This window comes from Sphingobacterium bovistauri (genome assembly GCF_020295405.1).
GTDB lineage: Bacteria > Bacteroidota > Bacteroidia > Sphingobacteriales > Sphingobacteriaceae > Sphingobacterium > Sphingobacterium bovistauri.
Genome location: NZ_JADEYP010000008.1, coordinates 1 through 17,173, shown reverse-complemented (window position 1 = coordinate 17,173; position 17,173 = coordinate 1). Strand labels below are relative to the sequence as shown.

The following is a 17,173-nucleotide window of genomic DNA, read 5'->3' as shown; positions in this document are numbered from 1 at the left end:
AACTACTAACAATTTGTAAATAAAAAAACTCAAAATAGAAATGAAACATTCATTAGAAATCCAACCATTAAGTTCTTGGATAAATACAGACGGTAAACCATTAATCATCTCTGGCCCTTGTAGTGCAGAGACTGAAGATCAATTGGTATCTACAGCACACTTATTAGCTAACACTGGTAAAGTTCACGTATTACGTGCTGGTATTTGGAAACCTCGTACCCGTCCAGGAGAATTTGAAGGTATCGGAAGTATAGGTTTAGAATGGTTGAAACGAGCAAAAGAAGAAACTGGCTTATTGACAGCTACTGAAGTAGCTACAGCGCAACACGTAAAAGAAGCTATCGACGCAGGTGTTGACATCCTATGGATCGGTGCTCGTTCTACAGCTAATCCATTCACTGTACAAGAAATTGCTGATGCTATTAAAGCATCAGGTAAAGATATTCCAGTAATAGTAAAAAATCCAGTAAACCCAGACTTATCATTATGGATTGGGGCTCTAGAGCGTGTTAATGGTGCTGGTATTAAAAAAATCGCAGCTATACACCGTGGTTTCTCATCATACGAAAAAACAGCTTTCCGTAATGAACCAATGTGGGATTTAGCTATCCAGCTCAAAACAATTGCACCTGAATTGCCTATCATCAATGACCCAAGTCATATCTGTGGTAACCGTGAATTGATCCCTTACATCGCTCAAAAAGCTATGGACATGGATATGCAAGGTTTTATTATTGAGTCACATATTGACCCTTCTGTAGCTTGGACAGATGCAAAACAGCAAGTTACTCCAGCAGCTCTGGCTGAATTATTGGATAATTTATCATACCGTCAACCAGAATCTGCAGACCCTGCATTCTCTGATAAACTAGCTGAATTACGTCAAAAAATTGATAAATTAGATGATCAAATCTTAAAGTTAATTGGTGATCGTATGAAAGTTGCTGAGAACATTGGCGAATACAAACGTGATAACAATGTAACTATTTTACAAGTTAACCGTTGGGATGAAATCATTCAAAAACGTGTTCAATTGGCAAAAGCATTGAATCTAGGAGAAGATTTTTCTGTGAAATACTTAGAGCTATTGCACAATGAATCTATTCGTAAGCAAAACGAAATTATGAACGTTAAAACTACAACGGAGGCATAATATAATGAGTCAAAAGAGCATTACGCTAACTCATCCTACAAAACAAGTAAGTGGCACGGTACAACTAACGGGTTCAAAATCTGAGAGCAACCGTGCTCTTATTATAAAAGCATTGAGCCAAGGTAAAGTAACGATTGAGAATCTATCAGAAGCGGATGATACCGTTTTGCTCACTCGTGCATTGAAGGTTGCTAATGCAGAAGGCGAAGGTCAAAAAACAATCGATATTGGTCCTGCGGGAACAGCGATGCGCTTTATGACGTCGTATCTTAATCTTATTCCTGGGGATTTTATTCTAACAGGAACAGAACGTATGCAACAACGCCCTATCGGAATTTTGGTGGACGCATTAAAAACAATAGGTGCTGATGTACATTATGTAAAAAAAGCAGGATTTCCACCATTACACATTGAAGGGAAGTTGTTTCAAAGCAAAGATACTGTACGCATAAAGGGTGATGTAAGCAGCCAATATATCTCTTCGCTCCTTTTAATAGCCTCATCCTTAAAAAAAGGTTTGAAGATAGAAATTGAAGGCGAATTAACTTCTCGTCCATATGTAACTATGACATTGAATATGTTGGCCGAGGCTGGAATTCAACATAGTTGGGAAGAAAATAGCATTCAAATATTGCCACAAGTTGCTAAAGAAACTACTATTTATGTAGAACCAGATTGGAGTGCAGCTTCATACTGGTATGCTATGGTCGCTTTGGCAGAGCAAGCAGAAATTAGGCTTCCAGGTTTAAAGAAAAACAGCCTACAAGGTGATATTGCTATTGCTGAAATCATGACACATTTTGGCGTAAAAACGACTTTTGAAGCTAAAGGAATTTTATTACAAAAAGTGAAACTAGATTCTGATAAGACATTATTTGACTTCAAAGAATGTCCAGATTTAGCACAAACTGTAATCGTCGTTGCGGCAGCATTAAAACGTAATGTTTCATTCACAGGTTTAGAAACCCTGAAAATCAAAGAAACGGATCGTATTGCGGCACTACAAAATGAAATTGGAAAATTTGGGGCTAAATTGACTGAAGATAATGAAGTCTATCATTTGAATGCAGACAATGTTAAAGAACCAGATGATATATCAATTTTCACTTACGAAGATCACCGTATGGCAATGGCATTTGCTCCTTTAGCTTTAGTTTTCGAAAGAATACAAATTGAAGAACCTCAGGTCGTTGAAAAATCTTACCCTATGTATTGGGAACATTTAACACTCCAAGGGTTTTCGATAACAGAATAGAAGTTTACTTCAATAGTATCTTTCTATCCAATTGAGGGCATAAATATTTATATTAGTAATATACTAATCATTATGGCAGGAAATTCATTCGGTGACTTATTTAGAATAACGACTTTTGGCGAGTCTCACGGCAAGGCAATTGGAGTTATTGTGGACGGTTGCCCATCAAATATTGAGATTGACGAGGAATTTATCCAATCCGAATTGGACAAACGTAAACCTGGGCAATCCAAAATTACAACGCAACGCAAAGAAAGCGATACGGCACAAATCTTATCTGGTGTTTTTGAAGGTAAATCAACAGGTACACCTATTTCGATTGTAATTCCCAACGAAGACCAACGATCTAAAGATTACTCTCACATAGCGGACAAGTATCGTCCCTCCCATGCAGACTATACCTACCAAATGAAGTACGGTATTCGTGATTACCGTGGAGGTGGGCGTTCTTCAGCACGTGAGACAGCGGCACGTGTAGCTGCAGGAGCAATTGCTAAATTATTTTTACAACAACAGGGTATTGAGATTTTTGCCCATGTTTCTGGAGTAGGACAAATTGAAGCACCCAATGTCGATTCTTCAAATTTGAAATCACTATTAGAAACTCGTGAATCTAATATTGCACGTTGTGCAGATCCAGCGACAGCTAATGAAATGATTGATTTCATTGACAACACCATCCGTAAAAATGGGGATACAGTCGGTGGACGTATTTCAGCTATTGTACGAGGTGTTCCTGCAGGATTAGGTGAGCCTGTTTTCGATAGATTACACGCAGAGCTGGGTAAAGCTATGTTAAGTATCAATGCTGTACATGGTTTTGAGTACGGCTCTGGATTCGAAGGTTCTAGAATGCGAGGATCAGAGCACAATGACATTTTTACCACAGAAAATGAAAAAGTAGTAACAAAAACAAATTTCTCAGGTGGTATTCAGGGAGGTATCTCAAACGGGATGGATATTACATTCAAAGTAGCTTTTAAAGCAGTTGCTACTATTATGCGTGATCAAGAAACATTGAATCAAGCTGGTGAGGAAACGACTATTTCCGGGAAAGGTCGTCATGATCCTTGTGTAGTACCGCGCGCTGTAGTTATCGTTGAAGCTATGGCAGCCTTAGTTATAGCCGATCAATTATTAAAACAGAGAGCATATTCAAATATTTAATAGAACTTCCGTATTCTTACGGAAGTTTCTTTTTTACACCAATTATAAAAACCTTTGTTCTTTATTTTCTATTCATTGGAATGATTATTTCATTTTATGTTTAGACTTAAATTGCTCTATAACAAACATCCTTAAAAGGAACAAATCCAATGACACAGCAAAAAACTTATATTCAAGAGCCACGTGAATATGTTACTATACAAATTGAAATGCTGGTAAAACTTAGGTCAATAGAAGTTTATGGAATTGAATGATAACTTATTAAAAATTTTATATTCTTTTTTTCAACAGAAAACCTATATTTGGCTAATATAACTAGCGATACTTAATATAAACTATGACTCTATATCCTAAATATATTTTATCATGCGATATTGGTGGAACACACATTACTTCAGCTATTGTTGATACAAATGAATGGGTAATTTTGTCGGATACACTTTCACGCAGCCATATTAATTCTTCTTCAAATGCTAAATCGATTTTTCATAACTGGGCGTCGAATATTAAGTCATGTCTAAACAAATTTAACATTGAAATACAGCATATTGGCATAGCCATGCCAGGTCCATTTGATTATGACAATGGCATATCCTTAATGAAGAATCAAGATAAGTACGATGCCATTTATAAATTAGATACGACTAATGCCTTAATAGAAGAATTAGGTAAACAATATGAAATAAAATATATTAATGATGCAGCAGCATTTTTACAAGGAGAAATATTTGCGCAGGGACTAGAAAACAAAGACAAGGTATTGGGCATCACATTAGGCACAGGATTGGGCAGTGCAGTTTGGTCTAATGGTGAAAAAGCTTTTGATGCTGATCTTTGGAAAATAAGTTATAAAGATTCAATCTTCGAAGAATCATTAGTAACAAGGTGGTTTACTAAACGATTTGAACAGCTAAAAGGTATAAAAGAAAATGGATTGAAAGAAATAATTGATAATCATCAAAATTCAACCGAATTCGATCAATTGTTAACAGAATATAGTACGCATTTAGAAGCTTTTCTAAGCTATTTTAGTGAACTACACCATTGTAATCATTTTATCATTGGAGGAAATATTGCAAAAGCATGGCACTTAATTGATAGAGATAATAAATTTTCAGCATTTAAAATTACAAAAGCCCAATATGCTGAAAAAGCAGCACTTATTGGTGCTGCTTCGATATTTTAAAAATTAAAACTATTTAATTAAGGTATTTTGGAAACTGTTGAGGATTAACATCCTGCATGATTTCATATACTGATTCTACAATATCATCTACAGATGGCTTAGTAAAATAATCCCCATCTGAACCATAAGGTGGACGATGAGGCTTCGCAGATAATGTCCTTGGTTTACTATCCAAATGATAATAGCCATTTTGATGTTCTAAAATTTGTTGTAAAATAAAAGCGGAAGCTCCTCCAGGAATATCCTCATCAACAACCAATAAACGATTTGTTTTACTTAAAGAACCCAAACATACTTGTGTTCGATCAAACGGCTGTAAACATTGCACATCAACAATTTCAATTGAAACACCTATTTTATCTAGTTCTAATGCAGCTTCTTGTACCAGTCTTAAGGTGGAGCCATACGACACAACAGTAATATCTTTCCCTTCACGAATCACTTCTGCAATACCAATAGGGACAGTGAAATCGCCGATATTGTCTGGCATCTTTTCTTTTAATCGATAACCATTCAAACATTCTACCACTACTGCGGGATCATCCCCTCTTAACAACGTGTTGTACATTCCTGCAGCCTGCGTCATATTTCGGGGCACACAAATATGTAGACCACGCAAAGCACCTAATAAAACTGTCATTGGCGAACCTGAATGCCAAATACCTTCCAAACGATGTCCGCGAGTACGAATTATAACAGGAGCCTTCTGTTGGCCCTTAGTTCTATAACTTAACGATGCCAAATCGTCGCTCAAAACTGGTAAGGCATATATCAGATAATCTAAATATTGAATCTCAGCAATCGGTCTTAAGCCCCTTACAGCCAAACCTATACCTTTACCTATAATTGCTGACTCACGAATACCTGTGTCAAAAATTCTTAAATCACCAAATTTCTCTTGTAAACCGGCAAAACCTTGATTAACATCACCAATTTTACCCACATCTTCCCCAAATGCTATCAGACGCTCATCATTCTTAAAATTAGCTTCAAAACAAGCATTCAATACTTCTCTCCCATCGACTGTAGCCGAATCCATAGCATAAGAAGGCTCAACTAATTCTACTTCCAGAGGAGAAAATGAATTCTCAACATGTAGCTTACTATTGTATCGATCTTCGTTAATGATTTGCTTTTCTTGATACCAAGAAAATAATGTATCCTTCTCTGCAGATTCTTCAAATCGTAAATCACGCAACACCTGTCTTACAGTCGAAAAAATCTCTTTTAGTGAGGGCTCAGTCGTGCTCTTTAAAATATTTAAAGGTAACTCAACGATTTCATTATCAAATTGTGATAAATATTCAATAGCTTCATCCAAATCATTTTGAATCAATTTTCTATAATCTGTCCAAGCCCTCTTTTGTTCTACACGTACAAAATCTTTTATAGATGACTCAATATCTAACAACTCAGAATCTGTAGCAATACCAGCTTCCAAAATCCATTGACGTAATTTAGTATTACAATCATAAATCTGCTCCCACGCTAATCTATCTTTTGATTTATAGCGTTCGTGTGAACCAGAGGAACTATGCCCCTGAGGTTGAGTCAACTCCGTAACATGTACTAAGCAAGGAATATGCTGCTCACGTGCTATTCGAGCGGCCATCTCATATGTTTCACACAGTCCTGGATAATCCCAGCCTTTCACTTTAAAAATCTCAATCCCTTGATTCTCATTATCTCGTTGAAAACCTTTAAGAACTTCTGAAATATCAGCTTTCGTCGTTTGAATATCATTTGGTACAGAAATACCATATCCATCATCCCATATAGAAATAACAGCCGGTATTTGCTTTACCCCAGCAGCATTTACTGTCTCCCAAAAGACCCCTTCAGAAGTAGATGCATTTCCCACATTACAAAATACCACTTCATTCCCTGCATTAGAGAAGTATTTTAAATACGATAAGTCTTTATTATTGCGGTATAATTTAGATGCTAAGCCTAAACCTAACGTACGTGACATTTGCCCACCAGTGGTAGAAATATCAGAAAAAGAATTTTTCTGAATAGTTTGGTCTTTCCAGGCCCCATTCTCATCTGTCAACGTTGTAGAAAAATGAGCTACCATTTGTCTTCCTCCAGAAGATACTTCCGCTTCTATGTCTGGATTAGCATACAATTGAGAGAAAAAATTATAAACAGTACATATCCCAGATGCAAATGCTAATGTTTGATCTCGATAATAACCAGACCTCCAATCACCATTCTTAAATACCTTAGCCAAAGCAATTTGCGCGACCTCTTTGCCATCACCAAATATACCAAACTTAGCCTTGCCTGTAAGAACCTCTTTCCTACCCAATAAACTTACATACCTACTTTGAACTGCAGCTTCATAGTCTTTCAATATGATTTCACGAAAATCATCAAAGCTTAACTTTGAAGTGTTTGCATTTTCAGGCGTTTTCAGTTTCGAATCTATCATTAACTTATATTCTTATTCAACAAAAGTAGCAAAATTAACACTTACAATATAGCCAATAATTTAATAATACCTCTAAAATATAGACAAGAATTATGTACTTTTAAGCACATCTTAAAGAATTGAAATTAAAATATGAATTTAACAAATAATGATAATAATCCAGAAATAGGATTAGGTGATTTAGAAAAAACAGTGATACTGAATTCATTATTAGAAGTACCTTTTCAAGATCGCGATGAGAAATGGGTAGGTAATTTTTTACAATCAGTTGATGAAGCTAATCTAAAATTAGGAAGTCCTGAGGTTGTAATCGCTAGTGACGGTTTTCCTTACATCCAGCTTCAAAACGTTAAAACAAATGAAAATTTTCAAGCTTTTGTTATCAACAAACAATTACCAACAATCCTAATGCAAGGTTTTGGAATTGTAATCAATGCTCAAAATGAAAGACCTGACTGGGTATTCTCCTATGGAGATATTGCAAACTATGAATTAAATGATTCATTCTACATCGACGAAAGTGTTTTTTCAAATAATAAAGAGCAAATATCAATTCAAGCTGATGAACAAATTTTAGTAGGTGCGCCATCTGATTCAATACTCCCAAAATATCTAAAAAATCAATTGCGTGAATTTTTAAAACATGCAGGTATAGATACTCCAAAAGCCATGATGATTGCACGTAATTATGAAACAGAAGAAAATTTGATGCAAGATTTGGTATTTAATTTCACCCCACCACAAATTGCAGATGAGAAAAAATTTGAGATTATTTCGAACACAATTGGATGGTTATTGCCTAAGCATTACTCCGTATTATTTGTCGACGAAAACGCTGTGGAAAATGGATTTGTAGAAATTTAATAGATATGAACTTAAAATTTCTCTCAGCACTATTTTTTTGCGCATTAACATTAGGTTGTTCTTCGAAAAAAAATGAAACAAAAGAATGGAAATCTCTATTTAATGGTAAAGATTTACAAGGCTGGACAGCCAAAATCTACCCTTACGAGGTAGGTAATAATTTCGCAAATACATTCCGTGTGAAAAATGGCGTGATACAAGTTAATTACGATGGTTATGGAGAAAAATACGATGATCGCTTTGGACATTTGTATTATGATATCCCCTATTCACATTATCACCTAAAATTAGAATACCGATTTTATGGAGAATTATATAATGAAGCACCAAGCTACACCTTACGTAATAGTGGGGTAATGTTTCATTCACAGGACCCAAGGACTATGCAAAAAAACCAAGACTGGCCTATCTCCATAGAAATGCAGTTTCTGGGTGGGCTTGGCGATGGAAAGGAAAGAACTACAGGAAATATGTGCTCTCCCGGTACCCATATATTTTTGAATGGAGAATTAAATACAACACATTGTATAAATTCAACATCTAAAACCTATCATGGAGATCAATGGGTTAAAGCAGAAGTCATTGTGCTTGGAGACTCACTTATTCAACATATTATTGAAGGAGATACTGTATTAACATATTCTAAACCCCAAATTGGAGGTCCTGTAGTAAACAATTTTGACCCTAGAATGAAGGCCGATGGAAAGGCTTTAAAAGAAGGATTTATTGCACTTCAAAGCGAAGGACAGCCTGTAGAGTTTAGAAATATATATTTGAAAGATTTAGCTAAGAAAAATAAATAAAAAAATGTTTCCATTTAATGTTAGAGTGTACGGAATACTTAGGACAGAGGCAAACGAGATATTGATTACAGATGAAAGAACGCAAAGTGTTTCGTTTACTAAGTTTCCTGGAGGTGGATTAGAATATGGAGAAGGACTTATAGACGCTCTAAAAAGGGAGTTTTTAGAAGAATGCAATTTGCACATAGACGTAATTAGACATATTTATACAACAGACTTCTACGAAAAGTCAAGTTTTAATAATAGTCAGATTATTTCTGTCTACTACGAAGTCCAACCTTTGGAAGAGTTAAAAATTGAATTAAAGCTCACACCTTTCGAATTTGACAAAAACTTAGAGGTCGATAAAATTGAAGTTTTCAGGTTAGTAAATATGGAGAAGCTTAAAGAAGAAGATTTAACATTCAAGACTGATAAAAAAGCGCTGGAAGTTTACTTCGGATTAATTAAAAAGAAAAATTTAAACTAATTTATATTTTTTTATCAAAAATTTTGAATTATTAAAACTTATTTTACTAAATTTGATGTTATCGATGATTCCTTGAAATTTTCAAAGCATCGATGCCCTATTCTCTTTTCATAAGAGATAAATAGTTAGTGTGATTTTAAGGCGATACTCCCAATATCGCCTTATTTTATTTCATTATATATGCTATCAACACGATTAGTGCAGCGCAAATAATTATAATCCATTTGAAGCTTTTATTTCCTTCTGAGCTTCTGTATCTATAATCTCTTTTATATTTATCGAAATCCATAATATTTTTGTTTTAATTACATGATGCCAAAAACTATACAATTTCACAATTATTCGTGATGATAGGGCTCACCTTTCATAATAGTGAAAGCACGATATATTTGTTCTACAAAAAATAGTCTTACCATTTGATGCGAGAATGTCATTTTGGATAAAGAAATAAGAGAATTAGATCGTTGTTTGATTTCATCCGCAAAACCATAAGGACCTCCTATTAGGAAAACCAAATGTTGCACACTTGCTACCATTTTCTTTTGTAGGAAATCCGAAAACTCTATTGATCTAAATTCTTTACCATGTTCGTCTAATAATATTACAAAATCTGTAGACTGAATATTTTTGTTGAAGAGCTCTGCTTCCTTATCTTTTTGTTGATCTTCTGAAAGATTCTTTACATTTTTAACATCGGGCAACACAATTATATTGAAATTGATATAATGTTTTAGTCTCTTGAGATATTTATCTATTCCTTCTTGAATGAATTTATCATCCGTCTTCCCAATGCACAGTAACGTAATTTTCATAGCTACTAATTTGCAATATATTTTTTATTATTTAACCATCAATAGTAGATTTTATTAGTATCATTTATATTATAAACACTATAAAAACACATATAATTAGAAACAGCGAATACGAATTAAAGTTTTAATAAAATAAAAAGCTCAACTATAGCTATACAGTCATTTGTATCGCTATAGTTGAACTTTTAAATATGAAATAAGGTGTTTCGAAGCTTAATTTACAACTTGATTTCCTTTTGCTAACCAATCAAGCATACTTCCTGAGTAATTCGTAACGTTGGTGAAGCCCAATTTCTCCAGATAAGAAGTAGCAATGGTAGCGCGGTCTCCCGATTGACATTGAATAATTATCGCAGCATCTTTGTCAAGATTAGGCAAAACTTTAGCTAAATGTCCTACAAAATGATGTTTAGCTCCTTGAATATGCGCCTTTTTAAATTCAGTAGTATTACGAACGTCAAGTAGTATTGATTCACCTGTTTCTAATTGACTTTTAACATATTCAGCATCAACAATTTTCGATGGTTTTAAATTATTTCCAATATCGACAATATATCCCTGTACATTATCCATGCCTATACGCATCAACTTTCTTGTAATTTCTTCTTTGTTTCCTTCTTCAGCAACTAAAATCAATGGTCTATCATAAGGTAACATCCAACCTGACCAATTCGCTAAGCTATTGTTATTTTGAATATTGATAGATTTTGGAAGATGTCCATTTGCAAATTCAAATTTATTACGCGTATCAACTACTATTGCATGTACAGGTATATTATCAACCCCAACAATCGGATGATTGGGGACTTCGGTTAATAAGTTTCTAGTCACCTTATTTAACTTCTTCATCATCGCGAAATAATATGGTGCTTCGGGCTGGTCTTTTAATAATTCATCTTTGAAAGCTTCAAAATCTTCATATTGTAAAGCCCAATTTCTAATCTTTTCATACCCTACTGTAGTACTCGCCACAGCACCTAATGCTTTTCCACAAGCAGAACCAGCTCCATGTCCAGGCCATACTTGTATATAATCTGGTAATGATTTGAACATTTTTAGCGATTCAAACAATTGTTTTGCACCAATTTCTTTTGATCCAATTACTCCAGCAGCTTCCTCTAATAAGTCTGGTCTACCTACATCTCCCACAAATACAAAATCACCGGTAAACAACATCACGGGTCTGTCTGTAGCAGGATGATCAGTTAACAAAAAAGAAATACTTTCGGGTGTATGGCCGGGTGTATGCATCACCTTTAATGTAAGGTTTCCGATAGGAATAACATCATCGTGTTTAAGGCCTATATGAGGGAATTCGTATTGCCAATCAACCCCTCCTTCATCTGATAAGAAGAGTTTAGCACCTGTTAATTCGACCAACTCTCTACTTCCAGATAAAAAATCTGCATGAATATGGGTTTCAGCAACATGCGTGATATTTAAGTTATTTGCCTTAGCAATTTGTAAATAAGTATCAACATCACGTTTAGGATCTATTACTATAGCTTCCTTTGATACCTGGCAGCTCACTATATAACTAGCTTGTGCTAGCGTTTTATCATATATCTGTTCAAAAAACATATTTCAATTACAATTAAATAATACCAAATTCTTTTAATAAAACAAATATTGCTACTGCCATTATACCGACAGAAAACAATCTTTTTAAACTCTTGCCGTCAATTTTACCACTTAAGTAAAAACCTATAAAAATCCCAACTACCGTCATTCCTGTATAAGTAATCAGAAGATTCCAATCAAATAAATCAATTCTTCTCCAGTCTCCCAATAGCCCAAGAATAGAATTAATAGAAATAAGCACTAAAGATGTTGCTACTGCCCTTTTCATGCTCAAATTGAAAAAGTTTGTCAGCGCAGGAATAATTAAAAAACCGCCTCCTGCTCCTACAATCCCAGTTACACTTCCGACAAATACCCCCTTTAATAATATGGCTGTAAGTGGAAACTCAGTTTTTGGAATGATAATCTCTTTAAACATCGCATAAGCAGCAAACAACATTATAATAGCGAACAATACCATAAGAACAGTTTCCTGTGCTATTACAATATTAAAAACGATAATTTCATCTGGTATTAATGGTACGATAAACTTGCGTGTAAGGAATACAGAAATCATTGAAGGAATACCAAATTTCAGTAGTTTATCAAAATCCACATCTTTATTGATTATTCCTTTCACCCCTCCAACCATAGATGTTACTCCTATTGCAAATAAAGAATAAGCCGTTGCTAATACAGGCTCTATCCCAAACACATACACAAAAATAGGCACAGTAAGAATAGATCCTCCGCTACCTACTAAGCCTAAGGTAACGCCAACAAAAACAGCTAATAATAAACCCGTTATAAACATTTAGCAAATAATTAGTGAGGAAGATACTTGCGGATCGCACCATAAATATAAGTTCCTAAAAGAGCTCCTATAATCACAATTAACATTGAAAACACGCCTGAGCCTAATAATGCGAATATAGGTCCTGGGCATGCTCCTACCAACGCCCAGCCTAATCCAAAAAATATACCGCCTATCAAATAACGAGGGATAGATTTTGCTTTTGGTTGAATATTAATTTCATCTCTATCCACATCTTTTGCCTGCGTTCTTTTGATGTATTGAACACCCAATACCCCCACAAAAAGAGCTGAACCAATAAATCCATACATATGAAATGATTGAAAACTAAACATTTCAAAAATTCTAAACCAAGAGGCAGCCTCTGCTTTATACATTATTATACCGAATGCTATACCTAATAGCACAAAAATCAATTTTCTCATTCTTTAAAAAATTAGTGGAAACAAAACATGAACCATTAATAGACCGCCAATAAAAAATCCAATTACAGCAACTAGTGATGGCCATTGCAGATCACTCAATCCTGAAATCGCGTGTCCCGAAGTACAACCTCCTGCATATCTAGTTCCAAATCCTACAAATAAACCACCTACCAAAAGGATAACAATATTTTCAGGTGACATATCAAAAAAGAGTTCTGTTGGTAAATAAGTATTACCAGCACTTTCAAAACCATAGCTTTTCAACGTTGAAATCGTATCTTCTGATATTGGCGGCACCTGATTGTTTGCTAATAAATGAGCAGCGACAAAGCCACCGATAATTGTGCCAACCAGGAAAAGTAAATTCCATTTTTGTGCTTTCCAATCGAAGGCAAAAAAATCACAACTTTTACCTGCCCCTATAGCAGAACAAATTGTTCTGAAATTTGACGAAAAGCCAAATGATTTACCCAATTTTATTAAGGCTAGCATGATTAATGCAACGAGTGGTCCTCCGATGTACCAAGGCCATGTTCCAAATAATATCTCCATATTTTAATTTATTTATAATGCAAATTTACATGCATTAAATCTTTTTATTGGTAACATAAGTTACCAACCAAGTAAGAATACACCAAAATACAGATTACCTAACTAATTCTAGGAAGACAAGTCTATTTCGATAATATTATCAAAAAAAACAGGTGTTCTAAATAAAAATTATGGAAAAGATAGGTTAAATATAAAAAATAAAACCTACAAAAAAGATAGATTTAGAGGTTTAAATAACATTGACATAAATGAAAAATGATATCTGATTTTGTTTATAGTAACAAAAGACTTGACCTCAATTTGATTTGTAATTCCTAAAATATTTATAGCTTTATCACATGGCAATTTTAACACAAAAATTTAATACCGTACAAGACACAGCTCCTTTTTCGCAGATTACAGAAAAGGATTATATACCTGCCTTTGATGAGGGTATTGCAATTACAAAAAAGGAGATTGAGGCTATTGTTAATAATCCAGCATCGCCGACTTTTGAAAACACCATAGAAGCATTAGCTTTTTCTGGACTTACCTTAGATCGTATAAGCAATATTTTCTTCAATCTACATTCGGCAGAAACGAATGATGAACTCGAAAAAATCGCACAAGATGTAGCGCCAAAACTTTCCGCTCTAGGCAATGATATTACATTGAATGCAGATTTATTTGCTAGAGTAAAAGCTGTTTATGAACAAAAAAATGCGCTTTCACTTACTCCAGAACAAGAAACATTATTGGAAAAATCATTTAAGGATTTTGCGCGCAATGGCGCTTTGTTACATCAAGAACAAAAGCTAATACTCCGAGATATTGACTCAAGACTAGCTTTATTGACGCTAAAATTTGGAGAGAATGTATTAGCTGATTCCAATGCGTATAAATTGCATCTGACGAATATAGACGACTTAAAAGGTTTGCCAGAAGGTGTCGTAGAAGCGGCCGCAGCTTTAGCCAAAGCCGATAACAAAGAAGGCTGGATATTTACATTAGATTACCCTAGTTATATTCCTTTTGTCACCTATGCAGAAAATCGTGATTTACGTAAAGAAATCACCTTGGCAGCTGGACGCAAAGGTTTTCAACAAAATGACAACAATAATGAGGCTATTGTACTCGAAATTGCACAATTACGTTTTCAACGCGCTCAGCTATTAAGTTATGACACACATGCAGACTTTGTATTAGCCGAACGTATGGCACAATCTCCAACAAAAGTAATGTCATTTTTAAATGACCTACTCGCCAAAGCAAAACCTGCAGCAAATCAAGAATTTGATGAATTAACTGCTTTTGCAAAAGAGAAAGATGGAATCTCCCAATTAGAAAAATGGGATGGCTCCTATTACGCCGAAAAATTGAAACAACAGAAGTTCCAATTGGATGATGAGTTATTGAAGCCTTACTTCAAATTAGACAATGTATTGCAAGGTGCTTTTGATATAGCTAACGAATTGTATGATTTGACTTTTACAGAAGTTCATAACATTGACAAATACCATACTGATGTACAGACCTACGAGGTCAAAGACAATCAAGCTAATTTAGTCGCAATATTTTATGCAGACTTCTTCCCACGTAAAGGAAAAAGACAGGGCGCATGGATGACTTCTTTCAAACCTCAATATAGTAAAGATGGCATGCAAGAAAGACCGCATATCTCTATTGTATGCAACTTCACCCCTGCAACAGAGACAAAGCCTGCTTTATTGACATTCAATGAAGTCACGACACTATTCCATGAGTTTGGACACGCTTTGCATGGTATGTTAGCTAATACAACATACCCAAACCTTTCGGGTACAAATGTTTTTTGGGATTTTGTGGAACTACCGAGTCAAGTGATGGAAAATTGGTGTTACGAAAAAGAAGCGTTAACCCTATTTGCTAAGCATTACCAAACGGATGAGTTAATTCCAATGGAATTGGTCGAAAAAATTAAAGATTCTGCCGCTTTCTTAGAGGGCATGGCGACTGTACGTCAATTGAGTTTTGGGTTATTGGATATGGGTTGGCATGCTGGCGATCCGTCAACTATTACTGACCTTAAGTCTTTTGAAAAAGAGCAATTTGCTTTGACTTCATTCTATCCAGATGTCGAAGACAATGCCATGAGCACTTCTTTCTCTCATATTTTTAGCGGAGGATATTCTTCAGGATACTACAGTTACAAATGGGCCGAAGTTTTGGATGCTGATGCCTTTGCATATTTCAAAGAAAACGGAATTTTCAGTAAGGAAATCGCCACAAAGTTCAAGGATCATATCTTATCCCAAGGAGGTACAAAGCATCCTATGGAACTATATAAACTATTCAGAGGAGAAGAACCACAGGTGGATCCACTGCTTCGCAGAGCCGGATTAATCAAATAAAATACATATAGCCTACTTTGAGATGAAAGTAGGCTATATTATGAATAAAATTATTCTACCTGATAATCAAACAAATGCCAGTATAACACAGAAAAAAGCCACTTTATTTTCAAAAACATTTTGCATAAATGGAATATAGCTCTATATTTGCATCATCAAATCGGAAGGACGCGATGTCCAGACAACTTTTGAAAGACTTAAAAAAGCGAAAATAGCTCAGCTGGTAGAGCACAACCTTGCCAAGGTTGGGGTCGCGAGTTCGAATCTCGTTTTTCGCTCCAGAGTTGCCTAGGTGGTGGAACTGGTAGACACGCAGGACTTAAAATCCTGTTCCTGTTAAAGGAGTGCGGGTTCGATTCCCGCCCTAGGTACAAAGCCTCGAGAAATTCTCGAGGCTTTTTTTATTGATAGAGTTCTCGTATTCTAAATAAATTTCAACAGGCTAGACAAATTTGAAAAACCCGTTTTTTAGCTTAATTTCTACCTGCTATTAATTAATGATTGCCATCCTTCAGTAACAGTAGGTATATAATAAATCTCTCTCCCCTAACAATCCTTCTGCTATTTTATTCAGAATGACTATAATTGAAAAAGCACAGACTAAGAAGCTCGAAAGAATTTCAGAATGAAGAATAACATACCACCCAATACATAGTCCGATTGAATACACAAAGCTTCGAAGAAATATCCAGGCTTGGCATTCATGAACAACAATCATTGTTTCAAACCACCCCTAGTCTAACTGGAGATAGAAAATCTAAAAACACTTATTGTTCTTTTATGTTATACTACTAGCGATCCAAAGAATTGAAAGAGATTTGGCCGAGACACCTGATAAACTATGAGGCTATATTGGATCAATCTGAATTCATGGGGGGAGTGTTAAAAATTTCTTAGTTTAGTATCCTTAATACAGATATCCCTTGCAAGAAGCCGAACGTAAATTACTATCCTTATTGATGCCCGAAGGGCTTTTGGAATATTTTCAGATTTTAGAAGTCGATCAAGTTGACAATCAACTCCATATTTATTTAGATGAGCTTAATATTGCTCCGACAAGTTATGAGAACAGCAAGTTGGAGTCAAAGGGGTTTATGCCTTCCACTGAAATTTCAGACTTTCCCATTCGAGGTCAGAAAGTTACGCTACATATCCGCCGTCGTCGCTGGACGGTACTGGATACCGGAGAGATCGTCACAAGAGATTGGAACCTGGTGCGTGAGGGTACTCGAATGACAACGGAATTCGGGCTTTTTTTAAAGAAGATATTTGGATAATCATCCTGTAAGCGCTCAATTGGTAGGTCTGTT

At 35.2% G+C, this 17,173-nt stretch carries 15 protein-coding genes and 2 tRNA genes; 11 read left to right on the top strand and 6 right to left on the bottom strand.

Annotated elements, in window-relative coordinates:
* Positions 1-40 precede the first annotated feature (40 nt).
* From IPZ78_RS05900 to IPZ78_RS05885, 4 genes are all read left to right on the top strand, one after another.
* On the top strand, positions 41-1,153 hold the full coding sequence (locus IPZ78_RS05900) for a chorismate mutase (RefSeq protein ID WP_225552072.1): 1,113 nt from the start codon (positions 41-43) through the stop codon (positions 1,151-1,153).
* Positions 1,154-1,157: 4 nt separating this feature from the next.
* Positions 1,158-2,408 carry a 3-phosphoshikimate 1-carboxyvinyltransferase gene (gene aroA / locus IPZ78_RS05895; protein WP_225552071.1) on the top strand — a complete coding sequence of 417 codons (1,251 nt, stop codon included), beginning with the start codon at positions 1,158-1,160 and terminating at the stop codon, positions 2,406-2,408.
* Positions 2,409-2,480: 72 nt separating this feature from the next.
* Positions 2,481-3,575, top strand: a complete 1,095-nt coding sequence (gene aroC, locus IPZ78_RS05890) for a chorismate synthase (RefSeq protein WP_225552070.1) — start codon at positions 2,481-2,483, stop codon at positions 3,573-3,575.
* 337 nt (positions 3,576-3,912) lie between these two features.
* The gene (locus IPZ78_RS05885; protein ID WP_225552069.1) at positions 3,913-4,761 is read left to right on the top strand and encodes an ROK family protein; all 849 of its coding nucleotides are present in this window, start codon (positions 3,913-3,915) and stop codon (positions 4,759-4,761) included.
* Positions 4,762-4,774: 13 nt separating this feature from the next.
* Here IPZ78_RS05885 and IPZ78_RS05880 read toward each other — a convergent pair whose 3' ends face one another.
* The gene (locus tag IPZ78_RS05880; RefSeq protein WP_225552068.1) at positions 4,775-7,195 is read right to left on the bottom strand and encodes an alpha-ketoacid dehydrogenase subunit alpha/beta; all 2,421 of its coding nucleotides are present in this window, start codon (positions 7,193-7,195) and stop codon (positions 4,775-4,777) included.
* Positions 7,196-7,327: 132 nt separating this feature from the next.
* Here IPZ78_RS05880 and IPZ78_RS05875 point away from each other — a divergent pair, with 132 nt between their 5' ends.
* The 3 genes from IPZ78_RS05875 to IPZ78_RS05865 are packed head-to-tail and all read left to right on the top strand — an operon-like array spanning position 7,328 to position 9,331.
* A complete protein-coding gene (locus IPZ78_RS05875) occupies positions 7,328-8,059 on the top strand; it encodes a hypothetical protein (protein ID WP_225552067.1) in 732 nt (243 codons plus the stop codon).
* A 5-nt stretch (positions 8,060-8,064) separates the two neighbouring features.
* Positions 8,065-8,862, top strand: a complete 798-nt coding sequence (locus IPZ78_RS05870; RefSeq protein WP_225552066.1) for a 3-keto-disaccharide hydrolase — start codon at positions 8,065-8,067, stop codon at positions 8,860-8,862.
* A gap of 4 nt (positions 8,863-8,866) precedes the next feature.
* The gene (locus IPZ78_RS05865) at positions 8,867-9,331 is read left to right on the top strand and encodes an NUDIX domain-containing protein (RefSeq protein ID WP_225552065.1); all 465 of its coding nucleotides are present in this window, start codon (positions 8,867-8,869) and stop codon (positions 9,329-9,331) included.
* A gap of 338 nt (positions 9,332-9,669) precedes the next feature.
* Here the strand turns inward: IPZ78_RS05865 and rlmH are convergent, their stop codons facing one another.
* From rlmH to IPZ78_RS05840, 5 genes are all read right to left on the bottom strand, one after another.
* Positions 9,670-10,143: a 23S rRNA (pseudouridine(1915)-N(3))-methyltransferase RlmH gene (rlmH, locus tag IPZ78_RS05860; protein ID WP_225552064.1), complete on the bottom strand. Its 474-nt coding sequence runs from the start codon at positions 10,141-10,143 to the stop codon at positions 9,670-9,672.
* A gap of 213 nt (positions 10,144-10,356) precedes the next feature.
* Positions 10,357-11,724: an MBL fold metallo-hydrolase gene (locus tag IPZ78_RS05855; protein WP_225552063.1), complete on the bottom strand. Its 1,368-nt coding sequence runs from the start codon at positions 11,722-11,724 to the stop codon at positions 10,357-10,359.
* A 13-nt stretch (positions 11,725-11,737) separates the two neighbouring features.
* Positions 11,738-12,517, bottom strand: coding sequence for a sulfite exporter TauE/SafE family protein (locus IPZ78_RS05850; protein WP_225552062.1), 780 nt, complete (start codon positions 12,515-12,517; stop codon positions 11,738-11,740).
* Between the two features lie 11 nt (positions 12,518-12,528).
* On the bottom strand, positions 12,529-12,942 hold the full coding sequence (locus tag IPZ78_RS05845; protein WP_225552061.1) for a DUF6691 family protein: 414 nt from the start codon (positions 12,940-12,942) through the stop codon (positions 12,529-12,531).
* Positions 12,943-12,945: 3 nt separating this feature from the next.
* Positions 12,946-13,494: a YeeE/YedE family protein gene (locus IPZ78_RS05840; RefSeq protein WP_225552060.1), complete on the bottom strand. Its 549-nt coding sequence runs from the start codon at positions 13,492-13,494 to the stop codon at positions 12,946-12,948.
* 338 nt (positions 13,495-13,832) lie between these two features.
* Between IPZ78_RS05840 and IPZ78_RS05835 the strand changes: the two genes are divergently transcribed.
* The 4 genes from IPZ78_RS05835 to IPZ78_RS05820 all read left to right on the top strand — a co-directional run bounded on the left by IPZ78_RS05835 (position 13,833) and on the right by IPZ78_RS05820 (position 17,140).
* A complete protein-coding gene (locus IPZ78_RS05835; protein ID WP_225552059.1) occupies positions 13,833-15,863 on the top strand; it encodes a M3 family metallopeptidase in 2,031 nt (676 codons plus the stop codon).
* Positions 15,864-16,068: 205 nt separating this feature from the next.
* Positions 16,069-16,144, top strand: a tRNA-Gly gene (locus tag IPZ78_RS05830).
* A gap of 5 nt (positions 16,145-16,149) precedes the next feature.
* Positions 16,150-16,234 (top strand) — tRNA-Leu (locus IPZ78_RS05825).
* A 552-nt stretch (positions 16,235-16,786) separates the two neighbouring features.
* Complete coding sequence (locus tag IPZ78_RS05820) at positions 16,787-17,140, top strand: ISAon1 family transposase N-terminal region protein (protein WP_225552058.1); 354 nt, start codon at positions 16,787-16,789, stop codon at positions 17,138-17,140.
* The last annotated feature ends 33 nt before the right edge of the window (positions 17,141-17,173 follow it).